This window comes from Synechococcus elongatus PCC 11801, assembly GCF_003846445.2.
GTDB lineage: Bacteria > Cyanobacteriota > Cyanobacteriia > Synechococcales > Synechococcaceae > Synechococcus > Synechococcus elongatus_A.
In genome coordinates this window covers 1,155,768-1,177,786 of the sequence record NZ_CP030139.2, presented here as the reverse complement: position 1 = coordinate 1,177,786, position 22,019 = coordinate 1,155,768, and the positions used below count along the sequence as shown (strand labels likewise).

The window sequence follows — 22,019 nt, the reverse complement described above, 5'->3', positions numbered from 1 at the left end:
CTTGGATTAGCAGCGATCGCTGAACTTGTCACAAGTTTGCAACGGAGCCTAACAACTTTCTCATTTGCCTCGCCCCTGCATGGTAAATATTGAGGATGGTTTTGGTCGCCGTTGGCTGCTGCAAATCATTTTGCCCTGTAGCCAAACCGCCTCAACCCCTTCATCACATTGGGCTGGCGAGAGCCGTCCTTTTCGAGAGCTAGTCAGGAGCAGTTCACCATCCATGGTTTTCAAGACGCTGAGAAGAACCCTCTGGCTGACTTTGGCGGCCCTGCTTGCCGTGTTTCAGTTCAATATTGGTGCCGCTCAGGCCGCTGAACTGACAGCAGAAACTCGCACAGTCAAGCTGAATCCCCAAGGCGACAATGTCACGTTGAGCCTGAAGCAGGTTGCTGAAGGTAAACAGCTGTTTGCCTATGCCTGCGGTCAATGCCATGTCGGTGGCATTACCAAGACTGACCCCAACGTTGGTCTTGATCCTGAGGCTTTGGCGCTGGCCACCCCGCCTCGCGATAGCATCGAAAGCCTGGTGGACTACCTGCACAACCCCACCACCTACGATGGTGAGCGCGAGATTTCAGAATTGCACCCCAGCACCAAGAGCACCGATATCTTCCCGAAAATGCGTAACCTGACGGAAGACGATTTGGTGGCGATCTCAGGTCACATCTTGCTCCAGCCGAAGGTGGTTGGCAGCAAGTGGGGCGGCGGCAAAATCTATTACTAAGTCGCTTCTCGCGATCGCTGTTCAAGCTTGAACAAAAGCCGGGCCGAGGGTCCGGTTTTTTATTGGCTAATCAGTGCTGCTCCATTGCAGACAGCAAGATGCTTAGAGCCAATCTGGCTGGACTAAAGATTCGAGCGTTCTGTCCGTGGGGGTGATTGTGCACCCCCACACCCACGCACTGGGGGACTCGACTCCCCCAGACCCCCCGCAACAGAATTTCGGGTGAGACCCATCGGTTGAGTCGCGATCGCAGCGGGTAAAACAAGCCGGTATTGACCGCAGATTGAAGGTACGTCTTGCGGAAGAAAATAGCTGGAGTCTGCTGTCCTTAAAAACTGGTCAGACGAGTTGCCGCTCGACTCGCACGATGTTTTCGGTGAGATGCTCGAAGGTGTCGTCGTGGCTGATCACAAAGAGCTGCCGGAAGCTCTGAAGATTGCCGATTGCGTCTGCCAGCTGACGGCGGCGCTGCAGATCCATGTTGGTGGTGGGTTCATCAAAGAAGGCGATCGGGCATTGGCCAATGACACGTAGCAGCGCCAAGCGCACGGCTAGTGCCGCACACATTTGCTCGCCACCAGAGAGGGTTTTGAACGGTCGCCAACGCCCACCTTCTTGAACGCGAATTTCGTAGTCTTCCGTCCAATCCAAGGCGACGCCGGGACGAGCGAGCAGCTCACGGTAGAGGCGATCGCCCTCGCGGCTGATTTCGCCGATGAAGTAGCGACTCATGCGCGGACCACTCTGGTTGTAGATGCGGCGTGCCGTCTCGATAAATTGACCAATCGCTTGATGCTGTTGCAATTGCTGTTGTTGCGCCGCCAGATTTTGAGCGGCGGCTTGGCGACGACTCAGTTCAGTTTGCAGGCGTTGCTGCTCCTGTTCCAGCCCAGGGAGGGCACCGGTGAGGCGCTGACATTCCCCTTCGAGTGCTTGCCAAGTTTGTTCCGCGGCAGCAAGGATAGCTGGATCGAGGGCGGGTTCAGCGGCGATCGCCTCTTTCAAGGTTTGCCATTCAGCCTGAATTTGAGTGAGTTGTTCAGTGCTGCGCTGTAGCTGTGCTTCCCGTTCTGGCAGCTGTTGGCTGACTGACTCAGCCTGCAGGTAGCGCCGATAGTCCTCTGTGGCCCGCTGACGGGTTTGTTCTGCCTGATGGAGCTGGCTCTCCAGCTCCGCTAGCGCCTCAAGGCGATCTTGCAGTGGTTGAATCTGGGGCTGTAGCTGAGCTTGCTGGGCTTGGTTTTGCTCGAGTTGGCTGGTGACTGCTGCACCTGCCTGCAGTTGCGATCGCAGTAGTTGCAGTTCGCGCCGAGGATCACCGAGGGCTTGCAGATCGGCCTCGGCTTGGGCGATCGCAGCGATCACTCCAGGGGCCGCTTGCAGCTCCGTCGAGATCTGTCGTCGTTCTTGTTCCAGCGCCTGTTGCTCAGTCTGCAGTTTTTGCAATTGCTGCTTCAGCAGTCCTTGCTGGTCAACCTGTTTTTCGAGCTGCCGCAGCTGGGAGAGGGCCTGCTGTTGCTGCTGGAGCCGCTGGCTGAGGGCTGGGCGATCGCCGCCGCCGAGTTGGGCAAAAAAGGATTGCTGATCGTCGAGTTGACGGGCAAGGAGCTGCAGTCCCTGCTCAAGCGTCTCGCCAACCTGCACCAGATTGACTTGATAGAGCGGCAGCGCGGCTTGTAAATCGTTCAGTTGTGCCTGAGCAGCCGCGACTGCTTGCTGATGCTGGGCGATCGCGGCTGTGAATGTCTCGAGCTGGGCTCGGCGGTCTTGGGCGAGATTTCCTAACGTTTCGGCTCGAGCCAAGCGCTCTTGCAACTGCTCAATTTCGGCTTGACAGCGGGGAAGCTCAGTGAGCTTCGTCGCTAGGCTTTGCAGTTCGCTCAAACGCTGTTGCAGCGTCTGCTGCTCAGTCGCGATCGCCTTTAAACGCTGTTGGAGCCAATGGCGCCGCTGCTCGAGTTGGCTGAGGGACTGCTGCTGTTCCTGCTGTTGTCGCAGGATCACTTCCAGTTGCTCTTGGCGTTGCAGATCGGGCTGACGCTGGTCGATCTGCTCTTGCCAACGGGCCTGTGAAGCGATCTGCTGTTCCAGTCCTGCGGCCGCTTCCCGCAATTGGCTGAGCTGCTGTTGTAACTGATTGAGCTGGCGTCGCCCCTGCTCGCGCTGACGCAGTTGTCCGTTCAGAGTCTGAATCTGCTCGGTCAACTGCTGATACTGCTGCCAACCGTCTCGACTGGCTTCTAAAGTCTGCTGAGCCGCGATCGCCTCATCTCGCGATCGCAGCTGGATCTGTTGCTGTTGCTCTAAAGCCTGTCGCTGTAGTTCAAGCTGTTGCAGCTGTTGTTGCTGTTGTTGCTGCTGTTGGGCTTGCTGTTTGAGCTGTTGTAGCTCGCTCAGCGCCCGTTGCCGTTCCTGCTGGCGTTGCTGCAGCTGCGATCGCTGCTGTTCCAAGCTCTGGCTGATCTGCTGCAGTTGCTGCTCCAGCGTAGGTAAATCCGCAACTTCTGCTGTCAGGATGGCCACCTGTTGCGCGATCGCCTGCTGCTGGCCTTCGGCATAGCGCTGCAAATCAACGGACTGGCGATGGGCATCTCGATAGGACTCGAGGCCGAGGATGGGATCAAAAATCCGTCGGCGATCGCTAGGTGTTTTCAGAAAATCCGCAGTAAAAGTGCCTTGGGGAATGCCGATCACCTCTGCGAACAGCCGCGAGAGATCCATGCCCGCCCGAAAGCCAAGGTGATCGCAGAGCCACTGCCGCGCCGCGCCGATATTCTCGACGTTATCGAGCTTCAGGCCTAGCTCAGGGTCATAAATCTGATAGCTATCGGGGCGACTTTTGAAGGAGCGGCGCTGCACCTCGTAGTAGCGGCCATCCCGGGCGGAAACTAAGCCGACGGTGACGCTGGTATTACTCTCGCCCTGCCGCCGCAGATCCTCCTTGCGGTAGCCACTGTCAAAGTCAAAGAGGGCCCAGGCGATCGCCTCCAGAATAGAGGTTTTGCCCGCGCCGTTTTCACCACAGATGGCATTGACGCCCGGCCGGAAGTCAAAGGCAGCTTCGGCGTGGGTTTTGAAGTTGCGTAGACTGACCGAGCGGATTTCCATAGCAACGGATTTTAGCCGCCGTAGTTCCAGCCGGTGCTTTCTAAGGTCAACAGATCGCCCTCCCGGTGGAGACCTGCAGCAATCACTTCACCGACAAAAACAGTGTGATCGCCATGCTCAACCTTGCCGACCACACGGCACTCGATGTAGCCCAAGGCCTCTTCCAAAATCGGGCAGCCGGTGGCTTCGCCGAGGTAGGCACTGACCGTTTCAAATTTATTGGCGACCAGTCGCTGCGGCTTGAAGAACTGTGCTGCTAGGTCTTTTTGACCCGCTTCCAGAAAGCTCAAGCTAAAAACACCGCTGGCTGAGAGCATGGCATGGGAGCGTGAGTCAGATTTGACGCAGTTGACCACCAGCGGTGGCTGAAAGGACGCCTGCATCACCCAACTAGCGGTAAAACCGTTGATTTCCTCACCGTCTTTGACGCCGCAGACGTAGAGGCCATGCGGAATTTTACGCAGCAGCACCTTTTTGGCTTGTTCGTCCAACATCCCATTGCTCCCAAGCGATCGCGGTCTTCCCCAGTGTAGAATCCACGGGGCTGCGGGCTAAGATTGAGCCACCGCAGCGAGTCTTGCTTTGAAGGCCATCTATCCCGGCAGCTTCGATCCAATTACCCTTGGGCACCTCGACATTATTGAGCGGGGCTGTCGTCTCTTCGAGCAGGTCTATGTAGCGGTCTTGCGCAATCCCAACAAGCAGCCAATGTTCTCCGTCCAGGAGCGCTTGGAACAAATTTCCAAGGCGATCGCTCATCTACCCAATGCCCAGGTAGAAAGTTTTGAGGGCCTAACGGTCAACTATGCCCGCCAGCGTCAAGCCGGAGCAATTTTACGGGGCTTACGAGTGCTGTCTGACTTTGAGCTGGAGTTGCAGATGGCGCATACCAATAAAACGCTGGCTCCTGATTTAGAAACCGTGTTTTTGACAACATCGACGGAGTACAGCTTCCTCAGTAGTAGCCTCGTCAAAGAGGTGACACGCTTTGGCGGCAACATCGAACATTTGGTGCCTAACCATGTGGCAGCCGCCCTTTATGATCAGTTTCACCGTGTTGTAGAGCGCGATCGCCTGACGTGACCCAAGCCCAATCGCTCGATGTCTTGAACTTGCTGGAGCAACTCGAAGAGTCAGTTCTCGACGGCACGCGAGTGCCACTCTCGGGGCGTATCCTCGTGCGGGAAAATGACCTACTCGACCTCTTGGATGATGTGCGAGCGGGGCTGCCTGCTGCGATCCAACAAGCTCAGCAAATTCTTGAGCGCCAGGCGCAAATTCTGGCCGAAGCGCAACAGCAGGCCCAGGCGATCGTGGCGCAGGCGCAACAAGAGCGTGCCTTGCTGATTGAGCAAAACAGCATTCGCCTGCAAGTGGAGCGTGAGGCTCAGCAACTGCGCCAACAAACTCAGCAAGAGTGTGAAGCCTTGCGACAACAGGCGATCGCAGAAGCAACCCAAATTCGTGGGGAAGCTCAACAATTTCAATTGCAAGTTCGTCAAGAAACTGACAGCTCGCGCCAGCAAACCCAAGCCGAAGTTGATCAGCTGCGGAGCCAAACCCAGCAGCAACTCGCGGAACAGCGACAACGAACGCTAGTGGAATGCGAGGAGTTGCGGCGCGGGGCCGATAGCTATGCCGATCAAGTGCTGCGGGATATGGAACAACGCTTGACCCAGATGATGCAAATTATCCGCAATGGTCGTCAGGCTCTGAACTTGAGTGAAAATACGCCACCGCCAACGGCTCGTCGGCGATCGCGCTGACAGTACACTCCGATTGCCATCTAGCCTGAACTGCGAGCGGCTTCCAGTTGATTTAGTTGCTTAAATGCGCTGAATCAGGATGGGTTTGGCGAGGTGCTTTTGAGGAGCCTTCGCATCCTCAATCGTGACAGCGACAGCCTGAACTAACCCGCGATCGCGAAAGACTGGAGGCACGGCAATCCGCTGGCTGAATTGGCCCCGCTCATCGACCCGAAACACTTGCGTCAGAATCGCATCTTTATCATCGGTGGTGACTGGTGCATTGGGTTTAACGACTGTCCATAGCACGTAAACCTCACCCTCAGCCAAAGGCGGCAAGTTTTTGATATCGAGGGTCGCTTCCAAGTCACTGGGATCGACCATGACCCGCACTGAGGCATTGGGCGTTGGCGTGAGTGGCGTCCGTTCTAGTGTGAAAACAAGAGGATCTATGGTAGTACGTCGTGCTGCTTGGAGGGTTTGCAGCGATTGCCACAGGACAATATTGCTGATGCCTAAGCCCGCAATTAAGACAGCGGCTGCAGCACCCATTCCCCGTTGCCAGCGCCGCAAAGGAATCACATTGCTGTTGGCTGCTTGCATCGCCGGGTTGTCAGGATTTGCTGGCGAAGCAATTGTTTCGCGATCGCTAGGGATGACCGCTTGCTGCAGAACCTGAGCTGCACTCAGAATCGATGGCTTAAGGTAAGCAGGCGGCGCTTGTTCCTCAACTGAAAAAGTTTGTTCTAACGCTGCCTGTGCCTCGGCAACTGCATCCCAAAGGGCAGGGTTATCCCGCAGGAGTTGTTCAAATTCGGCTGCTTCCTCTGGGCTGAGGTCACAGAGAACATATCCCGCTATCAGCAGCTCAATTTGGTCAGGGGTGACAGGAGCAGTCATAACAGGAGTTCAGCTCACACTCTCTTCAAGGATTTGCTTTAGCTTTAGCAGACCGCGGCGGGCTCTTGCTTTGATCGTTCCTAGAGGCTCACCGAGCCGTTCTGCAATGTCCGCTTGTGAGAGTCCTTCATAATAGGCCAGCCGCAAAACCTGTTGCTGACTCTCTGAAAGTTGGGCTAAGGCCTGCTGCACTTCGGTACTTGTTTCAGCAGCTCCCAAGTTGCTAATCAGTGGATCGATCGTGGCTTGCTGTTGTACCAGTTGACTTTGCACCTTGTCGATTGCTGCCGCTTGAGTGCGCCGCGATCGCAGACGATCGATTGCCCGCGAGCGTGTCAGTACCGCTAAGTAGGTCCTGAGTGATCCGCGTCGGGGGTCATAGTGAGACCTCTGGCGATCAACCAGCCGGATGAAAATATCTTGCGTTAAATCTTCTGCCTCTTGAGGATTGCCTAAAACCTGCAACGCAATACCGTAAACCAGACTGGCGTGGCGATCGTAGAGACTGGCAAGGGCTGCAACCTGTCCCTGCTGGAGCTCTGACCACAGATCGTGATCATTCCTGACGTCGCTGCTAGTTGGGCTGGGAAATCCAAGGCCCATAAGGGAGAACTTGGTGAATCAATTCTGAAAATATAACATTGAAAATTTACAATACTTAACTAAATGAAATCCCTATCGAGCAGTCTGTCCTGCCTCGGGGAAACTGGTTCAGGGAGCCTAGCGGCTGAGCCCTAGGCTCCCAACCCATGCACGATTCAGCGATCGCCCCATTCATTCCGTCTAGCTAGGAATGAGGACACCTCGCAATTCGCCACCTCGATTGCGTGTGGTGTGAATGTCGAAGTAGATCAAGCCGTCCGACAGCGCTTGCTTTTGTTCTGGTGAAAGCGTCAGTTCACCGGTGGCTGAGCCACTGATTCCTGAGGGATCAAGGGTGACAGCCAAAGCGTACTGAAAAGGCCCATTTTGATTGGCATTGCCCCGATGCAGGTGGAAGCCTGAGGTGATGTTGGGGTTGGGGGGGCTGACAGGATCTTTTACATAGTCGCGGAAACCGCTGGAAAGGTCGCGAAAGTTGGCTCGAATCACAAGGCGATCGCCCACTAAGACTGCACCAACAACTGCCCTTGCGGCAGTTTCAGGAGCTGTGGGAACCACTGCTTGCGGCTTCAGAATGGCGATATAAGTCTGGCGTGCTTCTCCCACATTGGCCTGGGCCAGAGGGCTAGACTCAGCTTGACTCAGGGTGGTTTGCAAGTCTGCAAGGAGCGACGGCCGGATGAAAGGCTGCGATCGCTCGATCTCTGTGGTGGGCGTTGTGCTCAGGGCTGTGGCAGTGACTGTGCTGGGTAGGCCTGTATGCAGACCTATCAGGAGAAGACAGGTACCGAGGGCGATCGCAAGGGATCGCAAGCGCAGTTTGAAGAACGGCATCGAAACAACCTGGACTGGTAGGGGCTCGTGACAGTTGAGTGCTTCAGTTCACTCATCAGTAGTACGAACCTCCGCTCGAGTTGGATGCATCCACTGAGGGGGATCAGTCCACAGAGGTCACTCAAGCTGATGGTCGTTTCGATCGCGGGGCTGGAGCCGGCGATCGCCCCCGCCGTGAGGGCTTGGGTCTGAAAGGGGCCAGCAGCGCTGCTTCTACAATCCGCAGTTGACCAAAGCGAGTCACCTCACAGTCGAACTGCCACCAGCCAGGGCGGAGTTGCTCCGGCGCTCCTCGCAGCTGTAGGCGTTTCACTTTCCAAGCGGGTTGATTGTCCTGTCCTGGGGGCGGAACCTCATTGCGACCAATCCAAACTTGCACGGCACCGCTTTGATCCTTCCAACTTTTGACAAAACCACAGATCCGCACGCGGCCAATCTGCAGATCGGTGGGGGGATGGGTCTGCCAGCCCCGCAGCCAAAACTGCAGCTGTTTGTGTCGTTGCAGTGGCCAGCTCACCCAGTAGTGGGGCTGCTGCATCAGTTGCGTTAGCTGTTGCGGGTGGCGTTGTAAGGTTGCCTGCACCAGACCGCTCAGGGCAACGTCAAGGCTCTGATTGTCCGTAATTTGGAGTTGGGCCGCTTCTCCTTGTTGGTCCCAGGTCAAGGTTCCTCCAAAGCAGGCGACAGCCCGATAGGTGACATGGTCTGGCTTCGGCGGTAGTTCCGTGGGGCGAGGCGGTTTGCGGCTACTGCGCGATCGCACCGGGGGAGCACTGGTGCTGGGACGTGGGATGGGGCGCGTGGGGCGCGGGCGACCACTCGGTAGCGGAGAGGGAGGAGGCGTAGCCATGACACCAGGCAAGGACAATCACTGTTATTCTGGCGGCTCCCGCTCAACTTGCCCGTGCTCTTTAATTTGTTTTGGGCTGTGTTGTCTGCTTCCTGTGTCCTTACGCTGAATGTCAGGATCAGTCCTAGTTCGCTCGCTTGTATCTTTCCCCTGCCAGTTTTATGAGTGATTTCGACGTCTCGACGCCAGCCGTAGACGATCAACCGCAGTCTGAGCCAGAGGTCAGCGAAGCGGTGACGTCTGAAGCCGATGCCGAGCAGGTCATTGTTTCCCCGATTCAGCTAGAAGCCGTGGGCGATCGCTGGCAGCTGCAATTGCCGAGTGCACCTACGATCGGGCAAGAGGCTAATGCCGAGGGGCTCACTTGGCTGGATCTGCAACAGCATCTTCAACAGTTGCTCCAAGGACGCGAAAACTTTTGGGAAGCAGGGACAGAACTCCATCTCTATGCAGACAGTTGGCTGCTGGATGGCCGCCAATTGGAATGGCTGAGCCAACAACTGGATCGCGTGGCGTTGAAGCTGACGCGGATTACGACCCAGCGCCGTCAGACGGCAGTCGCTGCTGTCAGCTTGGGGCTGTCCATCGAACAGCCGATCGCTCAGCCTGAGAGTTGGCAACCCAAGTCTCTAACCAGCGCGATCGCTGCCCCGCTCTATCTGAAACGCACCCTGCGATCGGGGGCTGAGGTGCGTCATAACGGATCCGTGATTGTGGTCGGAGATGTTAATCCCGGCAGCAGCATTGTCGCCAGTGGTGACATCCTGGTGTGGGGTAACTTGCGGGGAATTGCCCATGCAGGTGCGGCGGGGAACTTGGAAGCCACAATTTTTGCCCTCTCGCTGGCAGCAACCCAGCTGCGCATTGGCGATCGCTTGGCAAGGCTGCCCAGTAGCCAAGCGGCTGGCTATCCTGAGGTTGCTCAAGTCATCGATGGGCAAATTCAGATTCGGCGAGCAGACCCCGGCAATAAATAGTGCAAGGTGGGTAGTTGCGATCGCGGTGAGTAACCGCTTCAAAGACTGAACCGGCTGCTGAAGGGTGTCATCTGTCACAATGCGAAACTGGCAGAGAGCCTGTCCTGTGCTCCCGTTGTTTCCGCTTCACCCCTTTTCAATCCTTCTTCACCTGACTCAGGTGCTCTCGTAGGTTGGCAGATGAGCGATCGCCCGCAACCGGCACCCACCGTCTTGAAACGCCTCACGCAATTGGTGACGCAGGTTCAGCGGCGTGCCAAATTCGACAATCTCAGCCTGCGCGAACCGGACAAAGTTCCGCAGCTGATCGTCCGTCAGGGCGATCGCCAGCAGGCTTATCCGTTGTTGGGAGACTACTATCGCTTAGGTCGCGGTAGCGACTGTGACATCCCCATCAACAGCCCGATCGTCAGCAAGTTGCACCTAAGCCTCAGCCGTTCGGGTCGGGAGCGAGGTAACTTTATTCTTCAAGACGAAAATTCAACGAATGGGGTGTTCTGGCGGGGGCGTCGGGTTGAGTGCCTTGAACTCCAGCACAACGACCGGATTTATTTGGGACCTCCCGAGCTGACCGATCGCGTGGAGCTGCACTACGAGCATGCGCCGCCGGCTTGGCAGAATCGCTTAAAGCAGGCGGTTGCAGTCACCACCGCAGCGGTGGGAGCAATCGCGATCGGCATTGTTCTGGAAGCTAGTCGTGTTTCGGTGCGATCGCTGGGCACTGTGCAAGGCCCCATCGCTGCCTATGCTGCAGATGGCGAACCGCTGCAAACCCTGCGCAGCAGCAGCCACGTTGAATTGCCGACCCTGTCTGACTTTTCACCGGTCCTTCCCAAAGCACTGCTCGCTTCTGAAGACAGCCGCTTTTACTGGCATTTGGGAGTGGATCCCTACGGTACAGCCCGAGCGATCGTCAGTAACTTTCGCAGTGGTGAGGTACGTGAAGGGGCAAGCACTCTCACCCAGCAAATTGCCCGTAGCTTGTTTAGCGACTACGTTGGGCGCGAAGATTCGATTGGCCGCAAGATCCGCGAGGCTATCCTGGCGCTAAAGCTGGAGTTCTTCTACAGCAAAGATGAGCTGCTGCGCACCTACCTCAACCGGGTCTACCTTGGGGTTGGCTACGGTTTTGAAGATGCTGCTCAGATCTACTTCGGCAAATCGGCTCGCGATCTCTCGATTGCTGAATCAGCTCTTTTAGTGGGGTTGTTGCCTTCTCCCAATGGCTTCAGCCCTTGTACCAACCTTGCTGCTGCCCAGCGCCAAAAAAATGGCGTGATTGAGCGCATGCAGTCTCTGGGCTTCATTACCGAGGAAGAGGCCCGTACAGCTCGGCGATCGCCCATTGTTATTCAACCTGACGCTTGCCAAACCAGCAGCCGCATTACAGCCCCTTACTACTACGGGGCTGTTGTCGAGGAACTCGCCCAGTTGCTCGGTGATGCAGTGGTTGAGGAGGGCAATTTCGCGGTTGAAACCAGCCTCAATCCCGCCATGCAGACTGCGGCTGAACGGTCCTTGCAGGCTCTTATCTCCCAATCAGGCGGTGTCAAACAAGGGGCGATCGTGACCATCGACAGTCGCAATGGTGAAATTCGGGCACTGGTCGGTGGTGTGGATTACCAAGCTAGTCAGTTCGATCGCGCAACCCAGGCCTATCGCCAGCCTGGATCGACCTTTAAGGTGTTTGCCTATGCGGCAGCCTTAGAGCAGGGCATCTCACCACGGCGAATCTACGACTGTTCTCCCTTATTTTGGCAAGGCCAGCAATTCCAAGGCTGTGAGCGCAGCAGCGGCAGCATCGATCTCTATCGGGCCTTGGCCCAGTCGGAAAATTCAGTGGCACTGCGGGTTGCCCAAGATGTGGGGCTCGATGCAGTGGTCAAGATGGCGCGTGAGTTCGGGGTGAAAGCAGATCTGCAGCCGGTGCCTGGTTTGGTCTTGGGGCAAAGTGAAGTCACACTGCTAGAAATGACCAGTGCCTTTGCCGCGATCGCCAATGAAGGACGTTGGATGCCACCCCATGCGATTCGTCGCATCTACGACAGCAGTCGTTGTACAACGGCTGAACAACGTCGTAGCTGTACACTCACCTTCGACATTCAGCAGCAACCTCGCCGCGATCGCCAAGTGATCTCAGCCGAGACCGCGGCCACACTGACAGCCATGTTGCAGGAGGCTGTGCAAAGTGGTACTGGCGGAGCTGCTGCAATTGGCTACGGTGCGGCCGGCAAAACCGGCACGACGAATGATGGTGTCGATCTCTGGTTTATTGGATACGTCCCGTCGCGCCATCTAGTAACAGGTGTTTGGTTGGGCAATGACGATAACCAGCCAACGGGTAACAGTAGCAGCCTCGCAGCGCAACTTTGGGGCAACTACATGGCGCAGTTGCTGCGCTGAAACTGGCTCTGGTAGCCGATTTATGACAAGACTGCAACAATCTGGCACTTTCAGTTTTTTTTAACCTGTCGCCCCCAATCCCTCCGCTATTATTGGCGTGGTTTGTTCGGCAGCGCGCAGGTTACTTTGGTCGGCCCATCCGACCCAGCGTCTGAGAGGTTCAGGTTCAGAGTTTGCTTTCCGTTTTCCCGAACAGTCCGATTCTCGCTTTAGGATACGCAAGTGACGATTTACGTTGGTAATCTTTCCTTCCGCGCGACCGAGGAAGATGTTCGGGAAGTGTTCGCAGAGTATGGCCCCGTCAGCCGGGTGAGCCTGCCTGTTGATCGTGAGACAGGTCGCCTCCGTGGCTTCGCTTTCATTGAAATGGAAGAAGATGCTCACGAAGATGCTGCCATCAGTGAACTCGATGGCGCTGAGTGGTTTGGTCGTCAGCTGCGCGTCAGCAAAGCGCGTCCTAAAGACGATCGCCGTCCGGCAGCCCGTAGCGGTGGCTACGCCGAAAACTAGACTGCTGAATTGCTTTAGCGAAAGCTCAATTGATGGGTGACAAGTCTGGGCTAAGGCTCAGACTTTTTTTATGCCAGAACAGCAGTCCTCCATGGCAATTCACACGCAGGTTAGGACGAAGTGTTTTTGCGCAGACAGGCTCAACGGTAAAAAATCTGTCCATGGAGAGATGGAATTGCACTGCAATCAGCCGGTCTTGACCGTGACTGTGAAGCTAGATGGATTTTTCAACATGGTTCTCTTGAGCCAGTGAAGTGCCAAACCCGCTTGGTGTCGGTGCGGCCAGAAGCGATAGCTCCTCCTCACAGGCAGCATCTGCAGTGGTGAGTTTCTATAGTCAACCTGATTTTGATATGCAATAATCACCAATAAATCGACCGAGTTTTAGTATTTGAGGTCAATATGTCCGTGCGATCGCTCCGCTGGCCGCGCCAAAAGGCGTTCCTAGCGGTTGTCTCTGTTGCTGTCGCGCTGCTCTTGGCCCTGCCAGGCTTTTTCCAGCCCGTAGCAGCGGCGCCCTCTGCAACTGTTCAATTTGTTTCTCCAGCTTGGGTTGCCGAACGGCTGAACACCAACAAGCTGAAAATCCTGGATGTCCGCACCAATCCCTTGGCTTATATCGAAGGTCACGTGCCGGGGGCTGTGAACATTGCGGACTCCGCCTATCGGGGTCCCAATGGCTTCTTGCCTGTGCAGATTTGGGACGCACAGAAGCTGGCTGATTTGTTTGGCAGAGCTGGTGTTAAAAACAGCGATTCTGTTCTTGTTTATTCAGACGGTAACGATATCTTGGGCGCGACCCAAGTGGCTTACTTGCTGGAGCGCTCAGGCGTTAAAGATATCGCTGTCCTCGACGGCGGCTATAAGGGCTATAAAGACGCTGGCTTCCCTGTCACCAAAGAGTATCCTCGCTACTCGCTAGTCCGATTCACGCCCAAGGACAATCGTGAGTTTCGGGTCGATATCAAACAAGTTGAACAGCTGATCGGCAAGTCCACTTTCGTTGATCCGCGTCCGCCTGCTCTGTTCAGCGGTGAGCAACAAGTGTTCATTCGCAACGGCCACATCCCTGGGGCTCGCAACATTCCTTGGCCAACCTTCACTGAAGCCAACAACCCCAACGAAAGCCTCAAAAACCCCCACAAGCTGAAGCCGCTTTCGGATCTGAAAGCGATCCTGGAAGCGAAAGGCGTCACGCCGGATAAAGATGTGATTGTCACCTGCAGCACAGGTCGTGAGGCCAGCCTGCAATACTTGGTTCTCAAGCACTTGCTCAAGTATCCGAATGTCCGCATTTACGAAGGGTCTTGGACGGAATACAGCGCCAGTAAGCTGCCTGTTGCCACCGGCCCCGATCGCTCCTAGGCGTCAGCTCACTGCTCGGATTAAATAGTTCTAGGCCGCGATCGCGCTTCAAACCGTGATCCGGCCTTTGACGTCACGTTGGGTTCAATCACTCATGTCGAAATCTTCGATGCTTTGGAATCGCGCGATCGCCGTAGGCGTTAGCTGTCTCGCCTTGGGATTACCGCTCTGGCTCGCCAATGCTGCTGTTGCTAGTGGCGGCGGTTGTGAGCCCCCCAGCTCTGGCCAAACCCAGACCAATCGCACCAACAATCGTTAGCCCATCCATGACCAGTAGTGACGTTCAATCATTGACGCCACCCCGTACCCTGCTACCGCAATGGCGATTGCTCTGGGGTACGGGAGCAGCGGTGGTTGCTGTGGCGATCGCAGCGAGTCTGCATGGCTGGCGACAGAGTGCGTTGTTACTACTGGGGGCTGCGATCGGTGCCGTTCTGTACCATGGCCGATTTGGCTTCAGTAGTGGTTTTCGCAAACTCCTACAGCGACAGGATGGCTATCCTGCCCTGATGCAGTTGTGGCTGGTCGCACTGACCTGTGTGGCTTTTGCCGGTGTCTTTAGTCTGGGCGAGACGTTGGGCTGGGATCTGCGGCCAGCGATCGCTCCGGTTGGCTGGGCAGGGCTGAGCGGCGCATTCCTGTTTGGGATTGGCATGCAGTTGAGTCGTGCCTGTGGCTGTGGCACCCTAGCGGCGGTCGGTGGCGGCTCCTACAACTTGGCGATTACCTTGGGCGCGTTTGGCATCGGGGCGTTTGTTGCAACCCTGACTCGCCCTCTTTGGAGTCAATTACCTGCGTGGGAACCTTGGTCGTTTGCTGACAAGCTGGGCTGGGGAAGCGCATTGCTCCTGCAATTGTGGGTGCTGCTGATCTTGGCCGTAGTTTTGTGGCGCTGGGCACCCTTACCGATTGTCAAATCGCGGCGACTGTGGCTAGCGGCAACAGCGATCGCCTTGCTCTACACCGCCACGCTGCTCGTGGATGGCCAACCTTGGCGCGTCACTTGGGGGTTAGCACTGACCACTGCTCAAGCTGCTCAGGTTTTGGGTTGGGATCCCCAAAGTAGTGTCTTTTGGGGCCGGCAACTGGAACGCCTCAGCAGTAGTTTGCTTGCGGATCCGAGTGTCATCACCGATCTGGGATTGATTTTGGGAGCCTTGAGTGCGGCAGCCTACGAAGGGCGTTGGCGCTGGCAGGGGAGTCTCCATCCTCGGGCTGTCAGTCTGGCGATCGCGGGTGGCCTCAGTATGGGCTTTGGCGCGTTTCTTGCGGCCGGCTGCAACATCAGTGCCTATCTTGCAGGCATTGCCTCGACCAGTTTGCATGGCTGGGTCTGGTTGGGAGCAGCTCTGGTGGGTTCATGGGTTGGGATTCGGCTGCGATCGCGCTGGCAACCGGAAGGAGCCACAACCCGCAACGGATGAATACGATGTCCTCCCCCAAGGTGATTGGTTGGGATTGTCTTAATGCTTGCTGCTCGCCATGCTGGTGGGTGCAGTCACCGGCCTGATGGCAATGGCGTGGTCGAGGTGATGGTTTGGGTCGCAAAAGGACTGACTTCTGACCCAGATGATGAGGGAAATCACTCAGAACGAGCAGCAAGACACTGTGGAAGTTGTGCTGGCGAGCTAGTTGCTCTTCACGTCAGCTCTGAAACCAGCAGTCACTCCAGCCTTCTATCCTGAGAATCGCGCTTCCTTGCAGACAACGATGGCATCGGAACACTGGCGATCGCAGCTCTATCAGCTCGTTGTAGAAACGCGATCGCCCCAGGGTCGCGTTTTTAATCTTCTGATTTACCTCTGTACAATCGCGAGCGTACTGACGGTCGTTTTAGGTAGTGTGCAGAGCTGGCGGCAGAGCTACGGTTCTGCTTTTAACGGACTGGAATGGGGATTTACCCTCATTTTCAGTATGGACTATTGCTTGCGATTAATCGCCGCACCGCACGCTCGACGCTATGCTTTCAGTTTCTTTGGACTGGTAGATTTAATTACAATTTTGCCCACTTATTTTTCAGCGCTTCTACCTGGCTTTAATTCACTATTGATTCTGCGATCGCTGCAGTTATTACGGATCTTTCGAGTTCTCAAACTTTTTCGCTTTGCAGAAGAAGCGAATCAACTCTGGCGATCGCTGCGCAGTAGCATCCGTCGGATTACTGTCTTTCTCTGTGGTGTTTTTATTCTGCAGTTGATTATTGCCAGCCTGATTTTTTCAATTGAAGGTAGTGAACATGGCTTTGACAGCATTCCTAAAACCCTCTACTGGACGATTGTGACGATGACGACTGTGGGGTATGGCGATCTCACCCCGCAAACTCCTCTGGGTCGGCTACTAGCTTCTGGAATCATGCTGCTGGGCTATGGGATCATTGCAGTCCCAAGTGGCTTTGTCGCTTATGACTTAGCCCATCTCGACACGCAAAAGCTCCTAGCCTGTCACCATTGTGGTGCTGCGATCGCCGTATCAGATGCGCGCTTTTGTCATCAGTGTGGGCAAGCACTGACTGCAGATGTGCATTCTAATAGTGATGTCTAAATTGAGAAACAATGTTGTTTAATCAATTAAAAAATGAGCCTAAGATCATTCCTTAATTTCTCTGGTAGCTAAATAAAGATAGCCTGATATTTTTTGGCTGAGGCAGAAAGATCGACAGATTGTAGGGTCAGTTCCTGCTTAGGTGACCTGACTCATCTAAGTTCACTTTCCTTCCTCGACCGGAGCATTTCCATGATTAAAGCCACTGCTTTATCCCTCACGGTTGCAGCGGTTGCACTTGCCGCGATCGCCCCAACCGCACAAGCCCAGAGCAACCGCTATGGCTTTACCTGCAAACAAGTGGATGGTGCCAACTATGTCACGGTTCTGGAGGCACGCCCTGATTTACTCTCCGGTGATGTTCAGGCCTATAACGTCTCGATTCCTGCCTATCAACCCGGTGAAAACTCAACACCGGTGATTGTCTGGAGTCAAAATCTTGACTCTGCCTATCCGGGCGGTTCCTATCAGGCACTATCACGATGTCTGAGCGTGAGTGCACGGTTAACTAACCTCGGTTTAGCCATGCGGGTTCAGGATTATGCCGGTATGCAAGCGATCGCTGAAATGGCTCGCCCCGGATTGGTCAATAGTGCAGGCGTTGTTGCTGCTGGACCAATTAATGTGCGCAGTGTCCTGTTCACGTTGACTCCTGAAAATCTGCCGAAGCCTTCAACTATTCAGTTCCAAAATGCTTTGACGGGTGTGGGTGGCCCAGATTTGCCAGAAGCTCTGATGCCGCCGATTCAGCAATAGGTTTGGCTGCCCGCCACAACCTAATGACTGACTAACGTGAGTTGCGTCCCCAGAACTGGCGTCTGGGGATATCTTTGTTGTGCCGAGCTTGGCCGATGGATGAGTAGTTAGAGGTGTGTCAGTTTCGCTGCTCATCAGCGGCTGACATGGAGTTAGCTGCGGGACCAACGGGTGACGCCACCTGCTTGATCGATCAAGGTGATACCCAAATCGGCAAGATAGTGACGAATGCGATCGGCTTCAGCAAAGTCCTTGGCCTGTCGTGCCGCTTGGCGCTTGGCAATCCAATCTTCGATCGCGGTTTCATTGAGGGCGCTCGTTTCAGCCACCTCTGGCTCTGCTTCCAAGCCTAGGACGCCAGCGAGTTGAACCAACGTGACCCAATGCTGATGTAGTTGCTGGGCATCGCCATCCAAATAGCCCTCATGGACGAGCAGATTTTGCTGGCGGCGCAATTCCTTCGCGAGTTCAAACAGAACGGCGAGTGCGGCGGGCGTGTTGAGATCGTCATCCATTGCCGCTCGGAAGCGATCGCACAGTTCAGAATCCGTTGTCGGTGGCTGCGTCCAGCCGAGGCGATCGCCCCAGTGTTCGCCAAAACGGAGGCCTTCTTGCAGGGTCTCCCAACCGTTTTGGCAAGCTTGTAAGGCTTCTTCCGTGAAATCGACGGGCTTGCGATAGTGGGCTTGCAGCACAAACAGCCGCAGTACCATCGGCGCAACGCCACCTTGATCGAGCAGCTGGCGAATCGTGGTGAAGTTGCCCAAGGACTTGGACATTTTTTCGCCGCCGACATTGACCATGCCGTTGTGCAACCAATAGCGGGCGAGGGGATGGCCGGTGACCGCTTCCGATTGGGCAATTTCGTTTTCGTGGTGCGGGAAAACAAGATCTGCGCCACCGACGTGAATATCGATGCTGTCGCCGAGGCGATCGCGGACCATGGCCGAGCATTCGATGTGCCAGCCAGGGCGACCGGGTCCCCAAGGCGATTCCCAAGCCGGTTCCTCCGGCTTAGCTGCTTTCCAAAGCGCAAAGTCAAAGGGGTCTTGCTTCAGCGACTCCTCTTCACCCCCGACTCGTCCGCTAGCACCGGCTTTGAGATCATCCAGCTTGCGACCCGAGAGCTTGCCATAATCCTTGAAGTGCCGCACGGAAAAATAGACATCACCATCAGCGGCATAGGCAAAACCCTTATCTTCCAGTTCTGCGATCAGCCGTTGAATGCCATCCAGCGTGTGGGTGGCGCGAGGATAGTCGTCGGCCTCCAAAATATTGAGCCGCGCCATGTCCTCGAAGTAGGCCTGAGTATAGCGATCGGCAATCGCCTGCATGGTCGTGCCTTCTTGGCGCGATCGCCGCAGGATTTTGTCGTCAATGTCCGTAAAGTTTTGGACGTAGCGCACTTGATAGCCCAGCCAGAGCAGATAACGCCGCAGGGTATCCCAGACGATATAGGAACGGGCATGGCCCAAGTGGCAGTAGTCATAGACCGTGACGCCACAGCAGTAGAGGCTCACGCGGCCGGGTTGGAGCGGCTCGAAGCGTTGCTTCTGGCGAGTGAGCGTGTTGTAGAGGCTGAGGGTCATGCGAAAAAGCGGGCCAAGTCACCCATTTATTCTGCGTTACCGTTGGGCGCTCTCAAACCCAGAGCTAAACCCTGACTCACTTGGGCTTGGTTACCGCTAAGGCTTCTGTCGCTGGAGGCCAATTGGGGCGGGGCCGCGACTATCCCAGTGCCGCGATCGCGTTCCAGAAATTAGTCGGCTAAGGCTTGCCAGTCGCTAGCGCTGTCTAACTCGGCAATGCGATCGGGATGGCTGGCTGCCAGTTCGCGCAGCAGCGATCGCAGGACAGACTCTGGCACTTGATCCCAGAGTCGCTGGGTGATTTCTAGCAAGGCTGCAGCACTCTCGCCGAGTCCTTCATTCTGCGTCCAAACGTCCTGTACCCAGGTCTCTGCTGACTCGCCATAGAAGATGAGATCTTGCAAGAGCTGCCAAGTTTGTTCACGCGAGAGAGTCACAGTTGTACAGAGTTTAGGAGCATGGACACTTCCTCAGCCTACCGTCCTCACCTCTTGCTTGAGCTGTCGTACGGTACAGAGCCGATCGGCGAGTCTTCAAGGCAGGCTGTAAGCTAAGCGGGAACCTCAATCCGGCGATCGCCTGCTAAATCAAAAGCAGCGTGAACGGTTTGCAGAGCTTCTACCGCTTGGCTGGCATCGACAATACAGCTGACCTTAATTTCGGAAGTCGCAATCATGTGGATGTTAATGCCGTGATTTGCCAAGGCGGCAAACATTTGCGCAGCGACGCCGGGCTGCTGCACCATGCCTGAGCCAACAATGCTGACCTTGGCAATCTCAGTCTGAATTTCGAGGCTGCAGCCATGCTGATCCGCAAAGGCTTGTAGAGCAGCAGCAGCTAGTTCTGCGTCAGCAGGCGGTAGCGTGCAGGCAATATCGCGACAGGGCTGACCATTGTGAATGCGGCAGCGCTGCGATTGCACAATCATATCGACGCTAATTTGGCGATCGGCCAAGATTTGGAAGATCGTGGCGGCCATGCCAGGTAAGTCCGGCACATTGAGAATCGCCAAGCGGGCTTGGTCGCGATCGAGAGCTACACCCCGTACTGCGGGCAGATCGGTCGTGCAGTCCTCTGCAGAGTCAGACGCGATCGCCTCTTCGATTTCAAAACTCTCTTGCAGAGCCGCGATTGCCCGTTCCTGATCGGCGGCCGCAATCACACAGCTGACTTTGACCTCTGAGGTCGAGATCATCTGGATGTTGATGCCGTTCTGGGCCAGCGCGCTGAACATCTGGGCAGCAATACCCGGACGACCGACGATACCAACGCCGCTAATGCTGACCTTGGCGACCGCTGCTTCCGACTGTTGTTCACCGCCTAGATCTGCGAGGAGTTGCGTAGTGCCTGCCTCCGCCTTCTCCAGATCCGCTTGGCTGACGGTGAAGGAGATATCGTTGCTATTGCCTTCGTGGATCGACTGGATAATCAAGTCGACATTAACGCCGCGCTGCGCCATTTCGCCAAACAGACTAGCGGCAATCCCAGGGCGATCGGGCACGTGTAGCAGCGCCACTTTAGCTTGATCGGCATCTAGCGCAATGCCATCAACGGGGCGACCAATTTCTAGCCCTTGCAAGGAGCGATCGCTGCGACGCGGTGGCGCAACAACGCCGGTTCCAGGTTCCTGCGTCCAACTACTGCGCACCACCAAGCGGACACCATAGTTGCGGGCAATTTCGACGGCACGGGGATGAAGGACACTCGCACCCAAGCTGGCTAGCTCCAGCATCTCGTCGCAGGTGATTTCTTCGAGCAGGTGCGCTTCGGGAACAAGGCGCGGATCGGTGGTCAGAATTCCGGGCACATCTGTATAGATCTCGCAGCGATCGGCATTGAGTGCGGCTGCCAAAGCAACAGCAGAGGTATCTGAACCGCCGCGTCCCAGCGTTGTAATTTCCGTTAGTGCGGTGCGATCGCTAGAAGCAATGCCTTGGAAGCCAGCGACGACGACAACCCGACCAGCATCCAGTTGGCTTTGTAGCCGTTGCGGGTCAATTTCCAGAATGCGGGCACGGCTGTGGTGCGCTTCCGTGATGATCCCGACCTGTGCGCCAGTCATGGAGATGGCTTCGCAGTTCTGCTCATGCAGCGCCATGCTCAACAGCGCGATCGAGACTTGCTCTCCAGTGGCCAGCAGCATATCCAGCTCGCGCCGGCTGGGATTGGAACTGATCGCATTCGCCAGTTTCAGCAGTTCATCCGTGCTGTGACCCATGGCCGAAACCACGACCACGACTTGATTACCGTCAGCAACAGTTTGGGTGATGCGCTGGGCAACAGCCTTGATTCGTTCGACGCTGCCGACCGAGGTCCCACCGTATTTTTGAACAATCAGAGCCATAAAATTGTGATCAGCAGCACGCCCGTTTCTCACCTTATCAGTGAGCGCGATCGCCTTTTCTGAGGGCTGCTGCCTTGCGATCGCCATCAACTCTTTTGTCAGCTCTCATCTCAGTCATTACGTGATCGCTCAAACCCGCTGAGCGTCAGAACTCTGAAGTTCTGTAACAGCCTTTCTGAGCCGATTCGGGGGCGGTGCTACGATTCCGAGGAAAGCACTGTCGAGAAGCCCATGGCCGAGACACTGACTGGGAAAACGCCGGTTTTTGGCGGTAGCACTGGTGGTCTACTCAAGAGCGCAGAGACCGAGGAAAAATACGCCATCACTTGGACCAGCACCAAAGAACAGGTGTTTGAACTGCCGACCGGTGGCGCTGCCGTAATGCACGAAGGCGATAACTTGCTCTACTTTGCGCGCAAAGAGCAGGCACTCGCATTGGGTACGCAGCTTCGCACCAAGTTCAAACCCAAGATCGAAAATTACAAGATTTACCGCGTCTTCCCCGGTGGCGATGTGGAATACCTCCATCCGAAAGATGGTGTCTTCCCTGAGAAAGTGAACGAAGGTCGTTCCTTCGCGGGTAAAGTCGATCGCCGCATTGGCCAAAACCCCAACCCCGCCACCATTAAATTCACTGGCAAACAGCCCTACACGGCCTAAGTTTCTAGTCTGAACTCACGCAAGTGTTAGGGAAGTCCGAGGACTTCCCTTTTTCGTTTACGGCTGTGTCGAATAGGATCGAGAGATCCGCCTTTCCGCTTTTTGGG

General features: G+C 55.8%; 21 protein-coding genes. 12 read left to right on the top strand and 9 right to left on the bottom strand.

The window, feature by feature from the left end:
* Positions 1–223: 223 nt before the first annotated feature.
* Positions 224–727, top strand: coding sequence for a photosystem II cytochrome c-550 (gene psbV / locus DOP62_RS05615; protein WP_208676571.1), 504 nt, complete (start codon positions 224–226; stop codon positions 725–727).
* 339 nt (positions 728–1,066) lie between these two features.
* Here psbV and DOP62_RS05610 read toward each other — a convergent pair whose 3' ends face one another.
* A complete protein-coding gene (locus DOP62_RS05610) occupies positions 1,067–3,835 on the bottom strand; it encodes an AAA family ATPase (RefSeq protein WP_208676573.1) in 2,769 nt (922 codons plus the stop codon).
* A gap of 11 nt (positions 3,836–3,846) precedes the next feature.
* A complete protein-coding gene (locus tag DOP62_RS05605) occupies positions 3,847–4,329 on the bottom strand; it encodes a flavin reductase family protein (RefSeq protein ID WP_208676575.1) in 483 nt (160 codons plus the stop codon).
* A gap of 88 nt (positions 4,330–4,417) precedes the next feature.
* Between DOP62_RS05605 and coaD the strand changes: the two genes are divergently transcribed.
* Complete coding sequence (coaD, locus tag DOP62_RS05600; RefSeq protein ID WP_208676577.1) at positions 4,418–4,918, top strand: pantetheine-phosphate adenylyltransferase; 501 nt, start codon at positions 4,418–4,420, stop codon at positions 4,916–4,918.
* Positions 4,915–5,601: a hypothetical protein gene (locus DOP62_RS05595; RefSeq protein WP_208676579.1), complete on the top strand. Its 687-nt coding sequence runs from the start codon at positions 4,915–4,917 to the stop codon at positions 5,599–5,601. Before coaD ends, DOP62_RS05595 begins: the two co-directional genes overlap by 4 nt.
* Before the next feature lie 60 nt (positions 5,602–5,661).
* On the opposite strand, the gene DOP62_RS05590 is transcribed toward DOP62_RS05595, so the two are convergent.
* The 4 genes from DOP62_RS05590 to DOP62_RS05575 all read right to left on the bottom strand — a co-directional run bounded on the left by DOP62_RS05590 (position 5,662) and on the right by DOP62_RS05575 (position 8,767).
* Positions 5,662–6,480, bottom strand: coding sequence for an anti-sigma factor (locus DOP62_RS05590; protein WP_208676581.1), 819 nt, complete (start codon positions 6,478–6,480; stop codon positions 5,662–5,664).
* Positions 6,481–6,489: 9 nt separating this feature from the next.
* Complete coding sequence (locus DOP62_RS05585; protein ID WP_208676583.1) at positions 6,490–7,083, bottom strand: sigma-70 family RNA polymerase sigma factor; 594 nt, start codon at positions 7,081–7,083, stop codon at positions 6,490–6,492.
* 180 nt (positions 7,084–7,263) lie between these two features.
* Entirely contained in the window at positions 7,264–7,917 is a 654-nt protein-coding gene (locus DOP62_RS05580) for a CHRD domain-containing protein (RefSeq protein ID WP_208676585.1), read from the bottom strand.
* A gap of 121 nt (positions 7,918–8,038) precedes the next feature.
* Positions 8,039–8,767 carry a hypothetical protein gene (locus DOP62_RS05575; protein ID WP_208676587.1) on the bottom strand — a complete coding sequence of 243 codons (729 nt, stop codon included), beginning with the start codon at positions 8,765–8,767 and terminating at the stop codon, positions 8,039–8,041.
* Positions 8,768–8,928: 161 nt separating this feature from the next.
* Between DOP62_RS05575 and minC the strand changes: the two genes are divergently transcribed.
* From minC to DOP62_RS05535, 8 genes are all read left to right on the top strand, one after another.
* Positions 8,929–9,744, top strand: coding sequence for a septum site-determining protein MinC (minC, locus tag DOP62_RS05570; protein WP_208676589.1), 816 nt, complete (start codon positions 8,929–8,931; stop codon positions 9,742–9,744).
* Positions 9,745–9,924: 180 nt separating this feature from the next.
* Complete coding sequence (locus DOP62_RS05565) at positions 9,925–12,147, top strand: PBP1A family penicillin-binding protein (RefSeq protein WP_338442525.1); 2,223 nt, start codon at positions 9,925–9,927, stop codon at positions 12,145–12,147.
* 222 nt (positions 12,148–12,369) lie between these two features.
* A complete protein-coding gene (locus tag DOP62_RS05560) occupies positions 12,370–12,657 on the top strand; it encodes an RNA recognition motif domain-containing protein (RefSeq protein WP_208676592.1) in 288 nt (95 codons plus the stop codon).
* A gap of 402 nt (positions 12,658–13,059) precedes the next feature.
* Complete coding sequence (locus DOP62_RS05555) at positions 13,060–14,022, top strand: sulfurtransferase (RefSeq protein WP_208676594.1); 963 nt, start codon at positions 13,060–13,062, stop codon at positions 14,020–14,022.
* Positions 14,023–14,116: 94 nt separating this feature from the next.
* Positions 14,117–14,281 (top strand): hypothetical protein, encoded by a 165-nt coding sequence (locus DOP62_RS05550; RefSeq protein ID WP_208676596.1) that lies wholly within the window; start codon positions 14,117–14,119, stop codon positions 14,279–14,281.
* A gap of 7 nt (positions 14,282–14,288) precedes the next feature.
* Complete coding sequence (locus tag DOP62_RS05545) at positions 14,289–15,446, top strand: YeeE/YedE family protein (RefSeq protein ID WP_208676598.1); 1,158 nt, start codon at positions 14,289–14,291, stop codon at positions 15,444–15,446.
* 286 nt (positions 15,447–15,732) lie between these two features.
* Positions 15,733–16,563 (top strand): ion transporter, encoded by an 831-nt coding sequence (locus DOP62_RS05540; RefSeq protein WP_208676600.1) that lies wholly within the window; start codon positions 15,733–15,735, stop codon positions 16,561–16,563.
* A 192-nt stretch (positions 16,564–16,755) separates the two neighbouring features.
* Positions 16,756–17,319: a hypothetical protein gene (locus tag DOP62_RS05535; protein WP_208676602.1), complete on the top strand. Its 564-nt coding sequence runs from the start codon at positions 16,756–16,758 to the stop codon at positions 17,317–17,319.
* A 152-nt stretch (positions 17,320–17,471) separates the two neighbouring features.
* Here the strand turns inward: DOP62_RS05535 and cysS are convergent, their stop codons facing one another.
* From cysS to DOP62_RS05520, 3 genes are all read right to left on the bottom strand, one after another.
* A complete protein-coding gene (gene cysS / locus DOP62_RS05530; protein ID WP_208676604.1) occupies positions 17,472–18,908 on the bottom strand; it encodes a cysteine--tRNA ligase in 1,437 nt (478 codons plus the stop codon).
* A gap of 170 nt (positions 18,909–19,078) precedes the next feature.
* The gene (locus DOP62_RS05525; RefSeq protein WP_261790053.1) at positions 19,079–19,345 is read right to left on the bottom strand and encodes a hypothetical protein; all 267 of its coding nucleotides are present in this window, start codon (positions 19,343–19,345) and stop codon (positions 19,079–19,081) included.
* 113 nt (positions 19,346–19,458) lie between these two features.
* The gene (locus DOP62_RS05520; protein WP_208676606.1) at positions 19,459–21,252 is read right to left on the bottom strand and encodes an aspartate kinase; all 1,794 of its coding nucleotides are present in this window, start codon (positions 21,250–21,252) and stop codon (positions 19,459–19,461) included.
* Between the two features lie 231 nt (positions 21,253–21,483).
* Here DOP62_RS05520 and DOP62_RS05515 point away from each other — a divergent pair, with 231 nt between their 5' ends.
* On the top strand, positions 21,484–21,912 hold the full coding sequence (locus DOP62_RS05515; RefSeq protein WP_208676608.1) for a photosystem I reaction center subunit II PsaD: 429 nt from the start codon (positions 21,484–21,486) through the stop codon (positions 21,910–21,912).
* Positions 21,913–22,019: the final 107 nt, after the last annotated feature.

What these genes read in the sequence shown, in the direction of transcription:
- psbV (WP_208676571.1), top strand. Translation starts at nt 224, where the DNA reads ATGGTTTTCAAGACGCTGAGAAGAACCCTCTGGCTGACTTTGGCGGCC.
- DOP62_RS05610 (WP_208676573.1), bottom strand. Translation starts at nt 3,835, where the DNA reads ATGGAAATCCGCTCGGTCAGTCTACGCAACTTCAAAACCCACGCCGAA.
- DOP62_RS05605 (WP_208676575.1), bottom strand. Translation starts at nt 4,329, where the DNA reads ATGTTGGACGAACAAGCCAAAAAGGTGCTGCTGCGTAAAATTCCGCAT.
- DOP62_RS05590 (WP_208676581.1), bottom strand. Translation starts at nt 6,480, where the DNA reads ATGACTGCTCCTGTCACCCCTGACCAAATTGAGCTGCTGATAGCGGGA.
- DOP62_RS05585 (WP_208676583.1), bottom strand. Translation starts at nt 7,083, where the DNA reads ATGGGCCTTGGATTTCCCAGCCCAACTAGCAGCGACGTCAGGAATGAT.
- DOP62_RS05580 (WP_208676585.1), bottom strand. Translation starts at nt 7,917, where the DNA reads ATGCCGTTCTTCAAACTGCGCTTGCGATCCCTTGCGATCGCCCTCGGT.
- DOP62_RS05575 (WP_208676587.1), bottom strand. Translation starts at nt 8,767, where the DNA reads ATGGCTACGCCTCCTCCCTCTCCGCTACCGAGTGGTCGCCCGCGCCCC.
- minC (WP_208676589.1), top strand. Translation starts at nt 8,929, where the DNA reads ATGAGTGATTTCGACGTCTCGACGCCAGCCGTAGACGATCAACCGCAG.
- DOP62_RS05565 (WP_338442525.1), top strand. Translation starts at nt 9,925, where the DNA reads ATGAGCGATCGCCCGCAACCGGCACCCACCGTCTTGAAACGCCTCACG.
- DOP62_RS05555 (WP_208676594.1), top strand. Translation starts at nt 13,060, where the DNA reads ATGTCCGTGCGATCGCTCCGCTGGCCGCGCCAAAAGGCGTTCCTAGCG.
- DOP62_RS05550 (WP_208676596.1), top strand. Translation starts at nt 14,117, where the DNA reads ATGTCGAAATCTTCGATGCTTTGGAATCGCGCGATCGCCGTAGGCGTT.
- DOP62_RS05545 (WP_208676598.1), top strand. Translation starts at nt 14,289, where the DNA reads ATGACCAGTAGTGACGTTCAATCATTGACGCCACCCCGTACCCTGCTA.
- DOP62_RS05540 (WP_208676600.1), top strand. Translation starts at nt 15,733, where the DNA reads ATGGCATCGGAACACTGGCGATCGCAGCTCTATCAGCTCGTTGTAGAA.
- DOP62_RS05535 (WP_208676602.1), top strand. Translation starts at nt 16,756, where the DNA reads ATGATTAAAGCCACTGCTTTATCCCTCACGGTTGCAGCGGTTGCACTT.
- cysS (WP_208676604.1), bottom strand. Translation starts at nt 18,908, where the DNA reads ATGACCCTCAGCCTCTACAACACGCTCACTCGCCAGAAGCAACGCTTC.
- DOP62_RS05520 (WP_208676606.1), bottom strand. Translation starts at nt 21,252, where the DNA reads ATGGCTCTGATTGTTCAAAAATACGGTGGGACCTCGGTCGGCAGCGTC.
- DOP62_RS05515 (WP_208676608.1), top strand. Translation starts at nt 21,484, where the DNA reads ATGGCCGAGACACTGACTGGGAAAACGCCGGTTTTTGGCGGTAGCACT.